10 protein-coding genes and 1 pseudogene are annotated in these 14,314 nt (G+C 43.1%); 3 read left to right on the top strand and 8 right to left on the bottom strand.

All coding sequences use genetic code 11. From position 1 onward, the window contains the following. Positions 1 to 763: 763 nt before the first annotated feature. On the bottom strand, positions 764 to 1,906 hold the full coding sequence (locus AAEY97_RS13295; protein WP_192116275.1) for an L-dopachrome tautomerase-related protein: 1,143 nt from the start codon (positions 1,904 to 1,906) through the stop codon (positions 764 to 766). A gap of 11 nt (positions 1,907 to 1,917) precedes the next feature. Continuing rightward, on the bottom strand, positions 1,918 to 2,562 hold the full coding sequence (locus AAEY97_RS13290; protein ID WP_350999322.1) for a peroxiredoxin-like family protein: 645 nt from the start codon (positions 2,560 to 2,562) through the stop codon (positions 1,918 to 1,920). A 127-nt stretch (positions 2,563 to 2,689) separates the two neighbouring features. On the opposite strand from AAEY97_RS13290, the gene AAEY97_RS13285 reads away from it, so the two are divergent. Then, positions 2,690 to 3,256, top strand: a complete 567-nt coding sequence (locus AAEY97_RS13285; protein ID WP_192116273.1) for a TetR/AcrR family transcriptional regulator — start codon at positions 2,690 to 2,692, stop codon at positions 3,254 to 3,256. Between the two features lie 640 nt (positions 3,257 to 3,896). Here the strand turns inward: AAEY97_RS13285 and AAEY97_RS13280 are convergent. Both AAEY97_RS13280 and AAEY97_RS13275 read right to left on the bottom strand, forming a co-directional pair. Further along, complete coding sequence (locus tag AAEY97_RS13280; protein WP_192116272.1) at positions 3,897 to 6,365, bottom strand: alpha/beta hydrolase family protein; 2,469 nt, start codon at positions 6,363 to 6,365, stop codon at positions 3,897 to 3,899. A gap of 170 nt (positions 6,366 to 6,535) precedes the next feature. Next, positions 6,536 to 7,222, bottom strand: a complete 687-nt coding sequence (locus AAEY97_RS13275; RefSeq protein ID WP_350999318.1) for a DUF6933 domain-containing protein — start codon at positions 7,220 to 7,222, stop codon at positions 6,536 to 6,538. A 237-nt stretch (positions 7,223 to 7,459) separates the two neighbouring features. Between AAEY97_RS13275 and AAEY97_RS13270 the strand changes: the two genes are divergently transcribed. Beyond that, the gene (locus tag AAEY97_RS13270) at positions 7,460 to 8,869 is read left to right on the top strand and encodes an MBL fold metallo-hydrolase RNA specificity domain-containing protein (protein WP_350999316.1); all 1,410 of its coding nucleotides are present in this window, start codon (positions 7,460 to 7,462) and stop codon (positions 8,867 to 8,869) included. 48 nt (positions 8,870 to 8,917) lie between these two features. On the opposite strand, the gene AAEY97_RS13265 is transcribed toward AAEY97_RS13270, so the two are convergent. Then, complete coding sequence (locus tag AAEY97_RS13265; protein WP_350999313.1) at positions 8,918 to 10,999, bottom strand: TonB-dependent receptor plug domain-containing protein; 2,082 nt, start codon at positions 10,997 to 10,999, stop codon at positions 8,918 to 8,920. 75 nt (positions 11,000 to 11,074) lie between these two features. Between AAEY97_RS13265 and AAEY97_RS13260 the strand changes: the two genes are divergently transcribed. Further along, positions 11,075 to 11,464 (top strand): Cd(II)/Pb(II)-responsive transcriptional regulator, encoded by a 390-nt coding sequence (locus AAEY97_RS13260; RefSeq protein ID WP_124731663.1) that lies wholly within the window; start codon positions 11,075 to 11,077, stop codon positions 11,462 to 11,464. 594 nt (positions 11,465 to 12,058) lie between these two features. On the opposite strand, the gene AAEY97_RS13255 is transcribed toward AAEY97_RS13260, so the two are convergent. The 3 genes and pseudogenes from AAEY97_RS13255 to AAEY97_RS13245 all read right to left on the bottom strand — a co-directional run. Next, positions 12,059 to 12,661, bottom strand: a complete 603-nt coding sequence (locus AAEY97_RS13255) for a mobile mystery protein B (protein WP_124013277.1) — start codon at positions 12,659 to 12,661, stop codon at positions 12,059 to 12,061. Beyond that, entirely contained in the window at positions 12,658 to 13,188 is a 531-nt protein-coding gene (locus AAEY97_RS13250; RefSeq protein WP_233768636.1) for a mobile mystery protein A, read from the bottom strand. Before AAEY97_RS13250 ends, AAEY97_RS13255 begins: the two co-directional genes overlap by 4 nt. A gap of 710 nt (positions 13,189 to 13,898) precedes the next feature. After that, a pseudogene (locus tag AAEY97_RS13245) lies at positions 13,899 to 14,147 on the bottom strand (HipA domain-containing protein); the annotation flags it as partial. Between the last annotated feature and the right edge of the window lie 167 nt (positions 14,148 to 14,314).

The raw sequence follows: 14,314 nt of genomic DNA, 5'->3' as shown, positions 1-14,314 counted from the left end.
ATAGGCATTAACTTTGGACGACAAAATAGTTTTTTACAAGCTAGACACTGAAAAATATAGTGTTTCTAAAATTTATTACTAATCTAGACCGCTACGCGGATAGTGCGCTGCGCTTCTAGGACGGACTACGTCCTACTAGGGACAGCTGCGCTGTTAAGCTTAGATGCTAGATTCTAGATTCTAGAGCGCTGCGCTTCTAGGGCGGACTGCGTCCTGCTAGGGACAGGTGAGCTGTTAAGATTAGATCCTAGATCCTAGATCCTAGATTCTAGAGCGCTGCGCTTCTAGGGCGGACTGCGTCCTGCTAGGGACCGCTGCGCTGTTAAGATGTTATAGAACCGAGTCAGCTAGAATCTAGTCGTCTAGGCTTTGCTTTTATAGCATCTAGCAGCGAAACATTCTAGTCGTCTAGGTTTTTGCTTTTATAGCATCTAGCAGCGTAGCGCTCTAGTCATCTAGGCTTTTGCTTTTATAGCATCTAGCAGCGTAGCGCTCTAGTCATCTAGGTTTTTGCTTTTATAGCATCTAGCAGCGAAGCATTCTAGTCGTCTAGGTTTTTGCTTTTATAGCATCTAGCAGCGAAGCGCTCTAGTCATCTAGGTTTTTGCTTTTATAGCATCTAGCAGCGTAGCGCTCTAGTCTAAGCTTTTGATTTTATAGCATCTAGCAGCGAAGCGCTCTAGTCGTCTAGGTTTTTTGCTTTTATAGTATCTAGCAGCGAAGCGCTCTAGTCATCTAGGTTCTTGCTTCAAATTATCAAACTCTAACGCCCAACTGTCGTTTCGGTTAATGCGTCAAACTGAATGATATAATAGCGACCATCACTTTTGTCTTGCTGGTTATTGACCGCTGGAGACTGATGTAACTTATTCACCGTAACTAACAACTTACCATCAGCCGTAGTAGAAAAGCCGTCAGACCAACTGAACTTGTCATCATCTTGATACAAAATATGATATTGACGATCTGTGTCGATATAACCGACAGCATTATGGCTTATGTCAGTAACATAAATGTTGCCGCCATTATCAATGGTGATGCCATCGCTAATCGGTTTATTGGCATAAAACTCCACTTTGCTGCGTAACATATTGGCCGATAATTTAGCATCCAGTAGATATTGAGTGTGCACCCGATATAACTTCTCACCACTCAATGCACCAAAATAAACCCACTCGTTGTTCAGATCTACGGTCAGAGAATCAACCCCTATACGAATAGGCTGGCCACCGATAGATAAAGTATTGCCATTAATCACCGTATCAACATCTTCGGGACGGGTATAAACGCTGCCATCTAATACTCGTCTTGCTGTGCCACTCGTTAAATCAACCACAATTAATGCCGCATTACTGCCACCAGCAGGATCGGTGATATAAACCGTTTCGTGCTTTCTATCGACCGCAAGATCATTTAAAAATGAATTACTGGGCAATACTGACGCAGTTAAAGATATTGTTTTGTATAGGCTGTTTTGTTGAGTATCCCAACCGATAAGTCGCCCGACACCATCAGCGGAAGCGGTTTCAAGCATCCATAAAATACCCTGTTCATCAATTACCACGCCCAAAACAGGATTAAGATTTTGATTAAATTCTGTATTGGGATAATCAACGATAGAGCCATCTTTTTTAAGCTCCACAATTCTCGAATCAACACCGTAAAAGTGATGATTACTCATGAACACTCGCCCTGTAGACGACACGGCCACATTACCAGGAGGATGCTGGCTATCTAGCTCGCGAAACACCGAATAATCAGCGGCAAACACTGGGCTGGTTAATAGGCTACTCAGTAAAACCAAAGACGCAATCACTCGCGCTTTAGATAACAACACTATTTTAGGTAATACGTTCATTCTAGATGCCATCACGGTTTTAGATTCAAATAAGCTTTTAAACATCATAAATCAGATCCCTACAGTGCTTTTAATGAGCTAATGATATCTTCAGGATCAAGACGGTAAGTATAATCAGCATCAACAAATGCTTTCACAATGGTGCCATCTTTGGCTACTACGAATGTCGCAGCAAGCGGAAAATCAAACTGTTCAGCACCATTATGTTTCTCAACTTCGACACCAAATTTCTTATAAAGATCACGAATTGAATCAGGTAACGTAAACACCAGTCCAAGCGCTTTGGCATACTCGACATTCACATCTGACAATACATCAAACTCAAGCTCATTTTTCTCTGCCGTTGAAAGTGACATATCAGGTAACTCAGGCGTAATAGCCACCAGTGTTGCCCCTAACTGTTTAAATTCAGCAAGATGCTGCTGATAGGCACGCAAGGCTAAATTACAATAAGGGCACCAATTGCCACGATAAAATGTCACCACAACCGGTCCATTGGCTAACAAATCGGTTAAATGACGGGTAACGCCCAATGCATTGGTTAACGAAAATGCAGCCAGTTTATCGCCAGCCTTAGGCGCATTATCAATAATGCCGGATAACTTCAGATTTAAGGTCGCATCCGACATGATCGCCAATACCTCTGCAGGTAAGTTGGCTGCAGAGGCATCTCGTTTTTCAGTCAGTTGAGTGGATAATGACATAATGGCTTCTCAGATTATCTTGAATTTTCATTCAAGATAATCAAATCATGTCAACAACGCAAGCAGTTTTTGAACAATCATTCAAGTAGTGGTATTATAGCGTCAGTAACGATTGAGGATCGATGTCATGGCAAAGAAAAATTTTGAACGAGCGGACGTATTAGATAAGGTCATCACCCTATTTTGGCAAAATGGTTATGCCGCATCGAGCATTCAGCAAATCACTAAAGCCACCGGATTAAAACCGGGTAGCTTATATTATGAATTCGATAGCAAAGAAGGCTTATTCCAAGCAGCCTTAGCACGCTACGCCACCTTTTCGATTGAGGCGATTCACCAACTGATGCAACAAGCTGACGATGTCAAAGCAGGTATTAGACAGATCCTCGACAACATTGTCGAGCAGTCAAAGTCTTGTGATTACTGTGGCTGCTTCTTAATCAAAACCCAACTTGAACTCGCCTCTCAAGGCAACGAGCTATACAAATTTGCCTCATCACAATTAACTGAGATTGAGCATGTATATCAACATTACCTAAGCCAATTATTTGAGCCTGAAACCGCTAAAGCCTATGCAGCTCAACTGATGACCGTCACATTTGGGATCCGCATCTACGGCTATCAATCAGAATCAGCAGCTACCCAAACCAACACAATCAACGCGCTACTGCCATGGTTAAAGGAAGAGTGTTAAGCCTGTGCATTACCCAGTATATTGAGAGCTCCCCCCTGCTATCACGGGACTGAATGTGGACAGTTTAACCACATTGTTATTAATGATAACAACGGTATCTTAGTGCAACAGTTTACCTATGTAAGTGGTCGCTCAACGTCAAACTTTCCAATGACCACATTATTTTGATTAGGCCATTTTGCGCACGTTGCCCACTCGTAAAAAAACAGCCTCGCAATGCGAGGCTGTTTAACCTTAAGTAACCTCAACTCGGGTTAAGAGGTGGGGTATGTAAGGCAAAATGACAATATTCGGCCTATTTAATATCAAACTTGTCATTTGTTTTGCTAGCAAGGCGCATAGACGCATCAATAACTAACCTGAACTCGGGATAAGGAATGAACTTAGCTATTTAAAATCAGCATGTTAACCAAGCTCACTTTCAAGCTTGTCATTTGTTATGCTAGCAAGGCGAATTGACGCGTCAATAGCTAGCCTATAGTAAGTCGATTCAACACAGTTAGCAGGACAAAGGGCTGTTTGAAACGCGTTTATTATCCCGAGCTCAGGTTAACTAGCCTATTGCAAGTCAATGCAACACGGTTAGCGAGACAAATGGCTGTTTGATAACCGCTTATTATCCCGAGTTGAGGTTAAGTCACTACTGTTTTTTTGTCTCAGGGTAGATACTGTTCCACCACTGTGGTTCATCTTTTAACTTCATATCAAACCATGCCATAGTGGTATTCCACCAATCAAAGCGGGCTTGGCGGCTATTGATGTGATGGTCTTGGTCGTTAAACTCAACCAACTCAACTTCTTTGCCTAATAGTTTAAGCGCGGTGTACATGTAATGGCTTTCACCTACAGGTACGTTGGTGTCAGCATTACCGTGAATAAGTAATAACGGCGTGGTAATTTTGTCTGCATGGTATAGCGGGCTTTGCTCTACATAGAGCTCTGGATTATTCCACGGAAAACTGCCGCGACTGGCCACGCCAGAATAACCATAACCCCACCAGCCATGGCCCCAGTAAGACGACAAATTACTGATCCCCGCATGCGACATTGACGCCGCAAATATATCGGTTTTTGTCGCCAAATACATAGTCATAAAGCCACCATAAGATGCGCCCATATTGCCCACGCGTTTAGCATCAACCGACGGGTACGCATTTAAGAAAGCTTTAGTGCCCTCGATAATATCGTCAGCGCTGTACTTGCCCCAGGCATTCACATGACGGCCACTAAAAGCTTGGCCATATCCGGTTGCACCGTTTGGTTGCACAACATACACAACATATCCCTGGGCTGCCCATAAATTAAATGGCCAACGCCCGGTAAAATGACGCCCTACAGGTGAGGTGCCGCCATAGTAATACACTAATGCGGGGTACTTTTTACGGGCATCAAAATCGGCAGGTAAATAAACACGGCCATCAATGTTATGTCCATGAGTATTAGTAAAATCAAAATCTTCAATTTTACCTAAACGCGTGTTGGCATAGCTAAGTTGTTGACTATCAAACAGCAACTGTTTGCGGCTTGAATTAACCGCCATTTTATAGGCTTTTTGCGGCGCAGTGGCTGAGGTACCTGCAAATACTAATGTTGGTGTAGATTGCTCAATGGCAACACTAAAGCCGTCTATCATATCCACACCGGTGTCTATTCGATTAAAGCGTGTTTTGCTTTTATCAAATAAATACAAAGGTGCACGGTCGCCTTCGGTTACCGTCACAATTAAATCATCATTTTCAAGCTTGGTGATGCTGCCTATGGAAGGATCAAACGCTTTACTGAGTGCACTGACATTGCCTTTAGCATCACGCCAATATAACTGACCATCATAATCGTTCACTTCAATATTAGGATCTTGTATTCCTATGCCGTCCATAAAACGCGGCCCAGCGGTAATGTACATGCCGTCATCAGCATATAGTGCACTATTAAAACTGCGATACTCACCAATAATGGTTTCGCTTAAATCAGCTAACGTCAGCTCAATAAGCTGTGTTACACCATGGGCGGGCTGTGCATAATCCACAGGCGAGCGCGTTAACAATAGTTTGCCTTTATCTGCATTACTGTCTAGCAAAGAACTGCTGACGTTGTTGTCTGTAAGTTGACGAATAAAGCCCGAAGCAACATCTACTTGATAGAGTTGACTGTTATTACGCCAATAACTCCAGCGGTCTTCTAATGCTTGAAAACGTTTTGATGTCGCTTTCTCATCGGCTTTAAAAGGCTTTTCCCAGCTAAATAACACAGTGTTACCTAACCACTGTAAACCAGACACATTGTCCATATCAGTCGCGACAACGTTAATGCTCAAATCAGTAACAGTGAATAATTGAATTTGTTTGTTAGCCACAAAGACGAGTTGTGAAGAGTCGCTTGACCAAACCGCACTGCTTGGGCGGTTATCTTGCCAGCGGTATATCACGCTGTTGTCCGATAATTTACGTAACTCGGTCATTTGAATTGGCGTATCGCCTTGGCTAGCCTGGTATTCAATGGTTGATTGCAGTAGATATTTACCATTAGGTGACAGGGTTAAGCCACTGATCACTTTGGCATCAAATAACTGCTGGGCAGATACTCGCTGTGTTTTTTGTGCTGTAAAGTCGAGATTATCAACTTCACTTTTGCCCTGCCAATCGAGGCTAAAAGACACGTCTTTTTGTAAGCCATCGGCAAGCAACATGAGTTGATAATCACCGTTAGCGAGTTCAAGCTCGACCTTGTCTGCTGATTTCACTAACTGGCCATTAAGATACACCTGCGGATTATCGAGCCCTTTAACGGTTAATGTACCTTGGGTAAATCGCTGTGTAGAAACCGGTAAACGATAAGCTAACCACCCCTCTCCTTCGGCTTTCGATGTACCGGCTTGCCAGGAAAGCGCTTGATTAAATACCCTCACCTTACTGGCCTTATTGGCTTGACTGAGCTTTGCCACTACATTGGCACGCAAGGCATCTGCCTGAGCACTTTTAGATAACGCCGTGGCAGAGGCTTGTGTCACAGGGCCAATGCGCTCAATGTATTTGGCGTCAATTCCCACCCCGTGAGCAATGCCCGAAATGGCCATCGCTAAACTGGTCAATACCAGAGAAAAAGCTTTCATTACATGTCCTTATATTTTTAATAAACCCGTGCGTAATAAACCAGCGTGTAATAAACCCGTTTTTAATACACCCATTATTGGTAATAGGTCACTTAGTCAGTTGTTCTTAATAAATAGTGCTTCGTTAGTTGTTCTTAGTTGGTTGTTTCTTCTTATTCGAGTCACTATGCCTATTTTCTGTAATCGCTGAGGTAAACCAGGTTTGTGGTGTCTACCGGGCCTTGTTCAAAATCCAAATCTTGTAACCAGGTATCGATAAACACATCGTTAGCAAAAAAGTGGCTACGGCGCCCTTTTGCATTTCGAGGGAATTGTCCCATAAAGGCGCTAAATTCAATAAACTGATTGGGCATTAACAACATTCCATCTTTATGACATTGTTGATCTAAGTGCCAGGCAACTTCGTTTAAATGCCCTTGTACGCTACGATCACCTCGCAGATGAAATGCACAGGTAGTAAATTTATCGTGATATCGTGCGATGGCTAAGTCAGCCTCAACACTATCCACGCCTTTTTTATTGGCTAAAAACATAAAATTAGACACCATCATTTTCTCAAACATATTGAGAAAATCAATTTCATCACCCTTTTTTGTCGCCAAAAATGTCAAGCAATAGCGGCTAACATAATCCATCACTAATAAGTATTTTTTGCGCTTAACGGTGACACAATGCACCACCCAATGCCATTGAATGCCATCGTGCTCATGCGGTTCAACATCTAAAGGGAAAACAGGCGCCGCGACTGATTCAGCAATGGTTTTGTGAGGTGCAGCCTCTAAACAAGACAACACTTCGCCTTTGCGAGTGACACTAAAAAACTCTGCAGCCGCTTTGGTACAGTTAAACACTAACATCAGCAATCCATCGAACATAAGCCAGAAATTGAACTGATTATATCAACAACAGGATATTAACGACCACTACACAAGGTTAATTAACGCCAAATATCATGCTTAGTTTGTAAGCGCTTATTATCAGTAGCATTGCTCGTGAGCACCCGCCCTGTTTGCCATCGCATGATAATGGTTATCTCGCAAAATACTGTATCCACTGCTAAGTTAACGAGGTACTCATCCAATTCAAGGATTAACATGCAGATCATTCACCATGGCGCGGTTAATGGAGTAACGGGGTCTTGCCATCAGCTCGACATTAACCCACAACACCCAAGCAGTTACCTTATCGATTGTGGCTTATTTCAAGGGGCTGAAACCGCAGGTCAAAACTCAGCGGATCAATTGCAAATAGACTTCACTATCGACAATATCAAAGCGTTAATCGTCACTCATTGTCATATCGATCATGTTGGCCGAATTTCCTATCTACTCGCAGCAGGCTTTAATCAACCCATTTACGCCACTACGGCAACCGCGTCGTTATTGCCATTAGTGATTGAAGATGCATTAAAAGTGGGCGTGACTCGCGATAAAAAGCTGATTCAAGCGTGTTTAAATCAGCTCAACAAACTCATTGTGCCGATAGATTACAACCAATGGATTTCACTGCCTGTTAATCTGAGTTCCAATGCGACTCAGCCTGTTAATCAAATTAAACTCAAATTTAAACCTGCGGGGCATATTCTTGGTTCAGCCTATGTCGAGCTTGACCTAAAAGGGCCGAATAACAAACATCGAGTGGTATTTTCAGGTGACTTAGGCGCAACCTATGCACCTTTAATTCCCAGCCCTAAAAGCCCTTACCGAGCAGATACCTTAGTCATTGAATCAACCTACGGCGATAAAAACCATCAAGGCCGCAAAGATCGCAGCAAACAGCTTAGGGGGATTATTGAAAAAGCGGTACAGGACAATGGCGTGGTATTAATCCCTGCATTTAGTATCGGACGTACACAAGAGTTGCTCTACGAGTTTGAACACATCATTTATCGTAATCAACACAACCCCATGTGGCAAAATATCGACATTATTGTCGACTCCCCCATGGCAGCAAACTTCACCCAAAAATACAGGGAATTTAAGAACCTGTGGGACAAAGAGGCTAAGCGAAAACTTAAACAAGGCCGTCATCCGTTAGATTTTGAACAACTCACCACCATCGACAGCCATCAAGATCACTTGGCGGTGATCAACTATTTAGATTCGGTCAATAAGCCCGCAATCATCATTGCCGCATCGGGCATGTGCACGGGAGGCCGAATTAGCAACTACCTTAGCCGCTTTTTACCCAAAGCCACTACCGACGTATTATTTGTCGGCTACCAAGCTAAAGGCACCACAGGTCGAGACATACAAGAATACGGACCTCAAGGCGGATACGTGTATATCAACGAACAAAAGATTGATATTAACGCCACGATTCACACCATCAGTGGTTACTCCGCTCACGCAGACCAACACAACCTCATCAATTTTGTTAAACGCATGCACCACAAACCTAAACATATTCGTATTGTTCATGGCGATGATGAGGCTAAACAAGCGTTGGCCTCAGCATATCAAGCATTGTTACCCATGGCAGAGATTGAGATCGGTAAAGCCTAACAACACCAAACGGCAATCAAAAACAGTTCACCGGTGTGAGATGACAAGTTAATGACCAAATTTAACTCTGACACCTGCGTTAGCAATAAACCCATCATTACGTGACCAGATATCAGTAGTCCATTGGCCGCTAGGCGATCTATTAGGCAGTAACATAGGATGTTCATCGGTTTGTTTTACATCGAGTAAGTTTTCTAAGTTAATAAACCAACTGACTCTGCCAACAGTAATTTCGCCCATTAAACCAAGATGCCAATAAGGATTGGTTTCATCAATATAAGGGTTATCGTTAACGTTTTGAGTGCCGGTATAATAAGCTTCAAAGCCCGCTCTAAAATTGCTATGTTGCTCCCACATAGCGACAAAACCACCAGAGTGACGTGGTGTTAAGGCAATGGCTCTTCTGCCGTCCCCGTCGGGTGACACTTCAGTTGCATCTAGATACAAGTAACTTGCGGTCAACTTAACATCGCCTAAATAGTAACGCAGCAACACTTCAGAACCACGGATCTGACTTTCGCCGGGTGCATTAACCAACCTAACAGCGTCTAAGGAACCATCGTTATTGGCAGAGAAAGCCTCTAAACCCGTGACGTTATCCACATTCGAGCCAAACAAGGTCAAACTCGTTTCCACATCATCAAAGGTATAACTCACATCAAGCGAAGCCGTTTTCGCGCGCTCTTCTTGTAAGTTGTCAATCGGCGCTAACCTTGATAATCCTGCAGCCTCAATCTCTTCAACAAACGGTGTAGGAGCAAAGTACCCTTCCCCATAAGAGCCTCTTATGGTTAAGTCACTTGGGCGATAAAGCACCGACACTCTTGGGCTAAATTGAGTACCATATTCACTGTGATCATCAATGCGCGCACTGTAAGAAGTGGTGATTTGGTCTGTCAGCTCATAATCAAGTTGAGCAAATGCACCCGGCACTTTATAAGAATAATCAAACTCAGGAAAAGTCTCAGAGGCAAAAATTTCAGACTGATAGGCTAAACCAACAACCCAATCACTGTTATCGGTATAACCTGCGATGCTATTTTCAAGTAAATAACTCTCGTGTTGGTCTTCTTCTATATCGGCACCATAAACATGCACATGATCTTGTACCATCGCCGATGCGCGAGTATTAAACGTCAGAGTCTCCAGTAACGGCATACTAAACACAAGGCCGCCATCAAGCCGGTCTGAATCTTGCGATTGCTCAAACGAAGTACCATCAGCGACCGTATTATCACCTAAAGTACCGCCAGTACGCTGCTCGGTCATAAACCCGCTAGTCACATACAGTGTTTGTCCTTCTTGCCCTTCCCAAAATAATCGAGGACGTACAGTGTATCGCTCATAACCTGCCAGATCGATCCAGCCGTCATCATCTATATCTTGCTTGTCTTGATAATGAGCACCTGCCGTCACCGACCCTTTTATATTCTCGCTCAATGGCGACTCAAAATAGGTGGTCACATCCTGACCATCGCGCGTGGTTGCATTGACCAACACTTCACCGCTTAATTCATCACCAGGCGTTCGAGACACAAGGTTAATGACCCCGCCGAGTGCTGAACCACCATAAAGTGATGACGCCGAGCCTTTAATAATTTCAACGCGACTTAAATCAGTCGGCGGCACTTGCAACAAACCAATCGATCCTGCTTGATTACCGTACAACGGTAAACCATCGGCCAATAATTGGGTATAACGACCATACAAGCCTTGTAGGCGAATATTAGCACTGCCTAACGCAGGTGAAGTTGTTTGTAACCTTACCCCACCCGTTTCTGCCACTAGCATAGAAATATTACCCGGTCTCATCGCTGCTTTTTCTTCAATCTCTTCGCGGTTAATGACCTCAACTCGAATAGGTTGTTCATCGGCAATTCGCCCAGAGCGAGTGGCTTGTATGACAATGGTTTCCATTTCTTCTTCGTGTTCATGCTCGTGTTCATCGACATCCACTTTTGGGGCATCATGCTCAGAATGTTCATGGTTTTCAGTCTGGCTCTTACTGTCATTCTCACTGTGATTTGCACTCTGTCCAGACGTATTTATCGAGTCGTCCACCACACTGGCTTCACTCACCCCAATAACACCTAGCGACAAAATTAATGACGCCGCAGAATAACTCAACATACAACTTCCTTTTAACAACACATTACCGAAAATGATATGCTTAAGCTTAAAGGTTACAGCCACTGGAAGGTCAATATGAAAATAAGTGAATTGGCATCAATTGCCCAGGTATCGGTTAAAACCATCCGATATTATGAGCAAATTGGTTTACTCTCTCCGCCAATCCGTACCAGTAATGGCTATCGTCATTACCAACAAAAAGACATTGAGACATTAGTGTTCATAAGACGATGCAGAGAATTAAACATCGGACTCGATGACATCAAGCGCTTGGTTGATACACAACAAGACCCAAAATCGTCGTGCGCACTAGTCGACAATATCATTGCCGAACAACTTGCCCGCATTCAACAAACCCAGCGAGAGTTGGCATTACTAGAACAATCATTAGCGGCACTCGCGAGCTGCTGTAAAAGCCATCAGATCAAAGATTGCAGTATTTTACAAACGCTGAAATCGGTTTAAGTGAATTAAAACAGTACCTTACAGATACCGTTAGCAAAGGCAATGGGGTAATCCAGTGAACATTTGCAATGAGTGTTCGCCTTTCGGGAGCTAACGATTTTCGATTTTCCAGCATGTGGAAAACTATTTTGTTAACTGAGTGGGGTCGTGAGATAACGAATTTCGATTTTCCACTATGTGGAAAACGCTATTTTGTTAACTGAGAGGGTGTCGTGGGATAACGAATTTCGATTTTCCACTATGTGGAAAACGCTATTTTGTTAACTGAGTGAGGTGCTGAGATAACGAATTTCGATTTTCCACTATGTGGAAAACGCTATTTTGTTATCTGAGAGGGTGGCATTGGATAACGAATTTCGATTTTCCACTATGTGGAAAACGCTACTTTGTTATCTGAGAGGGTGGCATTGGATAACGATTTTCGATTTTCTGCTTTGGGCTTTTTGAGGACAATCTAGCGCGGAACTCATCGTGGAGCGGGTGGTGAAGCACCTAATGAAGACTCCGAATACATTAGCGCAAACCAACCTCGTTATCGACAATATCATTTGCAATAACGAGGCGGACCATACATTTTTGTGTCTGTTGTTTAAGTTAATTGCCAAGGTTCTCTAGGTATTTAACGAACGGAGCAAAATCACCTTTGTCAGCTTCCTTAAGGCAAGAGATATAAGCTTTGCGCTCTTCGCTCACTTTCTCTAGGTTGCCCTCTGCCCAGTTAAGCGGTGGCTCTTCTAGTAAAACCATGCGAACAACATCGGTAAATATACGCGAGTGCCTGCCGTTACCATTTGGGAAAGGGTGAATCTCAACAAGCTTGTGCTGTATGCGAGCGCTGAGCTCTAGATGTGAGTAGTGTTTGAACTTTACCCAGCACTTGGCATCTTCTAGAAAGTTGTGGAGCTTGGGCCTGATTTGGAAGGGATCACAGCCAATGCTTAACTCTTTGTTTCGAGTGGCCCCAGCCCAGGTCCATACATCACCAAATAGGTGCTGATGGAGGGCAAGAACGAACTCAGCCGAGAAAATAGAATCCAGCGTTAGGCCAGAGATACCACTAACCCATTGCTGGCCTGCTAGTATATTGGATTGTTCAAGTTCGTTAAGTTGTTCTCTTGTTGTTACGTGTGGGTGTTTCAACCCTTCCATATCATCTGGATCAAGTGGTGTAGCAGCTTCTGGTTCATCAATAATCAAAATACTTTGTCTTCCATATTTTTACCCCATAGCTTACGCCCACCGGCACGCATAATTTCTTCGGCTAGTTCATTTATTAAGATATTTTCTTTCTCTTTGCTAACTGATTGCGCCTCTAGAAACATATTTTTAGATGCTTTCTTTACTTCTATTGTCGCAATCATCAGCGCACGCTCTTGCATTATGTCAGAAACAGCCTTTTTAGGTTTTAGAGTGTATGAGAAGTCACAGTCTAGAGCTTCAGCCAGTTGCCTTAACTGATTTAGAGTTATGTCGCCATCAGCCTCGCGCCTTTCAAGGACTGAAATTCTATTTCTTGTCATGCCAGCTCTATCTGCTAGCTGGGCGCCTGACATATCCAGAGCTTTTCTTACTGTTCTAATCCAGCCCTCTTTAGGTATTGAGGGGATTAGCGTTCCCTTAACTGCATCAACCAGTTCTCTGTACTGTCTTAAAACCGTTTTCTTAACGGGTTGTTGCTTGTGCGGATTGCTTCGAAAAGAGTACATAGTAACCTCGTTTTCCATTGTTTATGTCTTAAGCATAATCGAAATTAGATACACTTTCCATTTTGCGTATTTCAATATGATGACACAAATTTGATATTTGTATCACATAATAGATACATAATATTTTGTATTGCATTTGTTTTGATTACAGATTAACAGTAAATGCATCTTAATTAAGATACATATTTTGTTAGGCGTATGAGATTATAGATACTAATTATTATTTTGTATCTTAAAAAGGATACATCAAATTAACTATTGTAATTGGATTAAGATACAAAAAACCACTTAATAGCGGCCTTTTTGTGCTTGAAGGCTAGCTGAGGTGAGTAGCTCGCGCAAGACAATGAGGTCAAGTGTTGCCTCTTATCACCCATTACTTTTTGTATTTTACAATCAGTACCCCCCCCAAAAAAACACAACTTGAGCCGTAGCTCACATTGGGGCGTGCGACGTGAGGTCGTATGAAGCGCTGTTCACCGCTTTTGAGTGAACCATCTGTATCACCAGATGAACCTAGGAACAATGGTTAAAGTCTGGCTTTATGGTTAAAGGGCTGTTTTATCTAATATGTCGAGAAAACCCCGTGATCCGAGCGTAGCGAAAGTCGCGGGGTTTTCTCGACATATTAGATAAATAACAACTTCGGGGAAATCCGTTAGAAATGAACCGCTGAGCAACCAGTATGATACTTTAATACTTGGTATGGCACTTTATTACTCGACCACAGTTAGTCGATACCCACCTGCCGCCTCAATAAAAAGTGAGAAATTTTTAGCGTGACCATCGGTTGCCGCTAATAGCCAAAACAGCACCTGAGACTTCATGAAGTTAACTCGATCTTGCTCTAAATTGGTGGAGCCTAATAAAGATGACATAATCTGCTCAATATCGGGACCGCCGTGGCTTTCATATTTTCTCGCTAGCGGAATGTTTAATGCTTGGCAAAAGTCCTCTTGGGGCAAACGCATAATCCATTTACAGTAGATGATGCCCGTGGCGTTGAGTCTAGTAAAGACAGGATGCTCAGCAAAGAGGAAATTCACCGTTGGCCTCTCTCTTTGTATAAACAGGGGCATAATATGGTACTGCGGCCAAAACCAGTTTTTACCTTCACCTCGGGCAAACGCAAAACCCGCTGCTG

Origin of the sequence: Shewanella sp. TB7-MNA-CIBAN-0143 (genome assembly GCF_040310065.1) — a bacterium.
In the GTDB taxonomy this organism is placed as follows: domain Bacteria; phylum Pseudomonadota; class Gammaproteobacteria; order Enterobacterales; family Shewanellaceae; genus Shewanella.
Note: the sequence above shows the minus strand (reverse complement) of the source record. Positions and strands in the feature narration are given on the sequence as shown.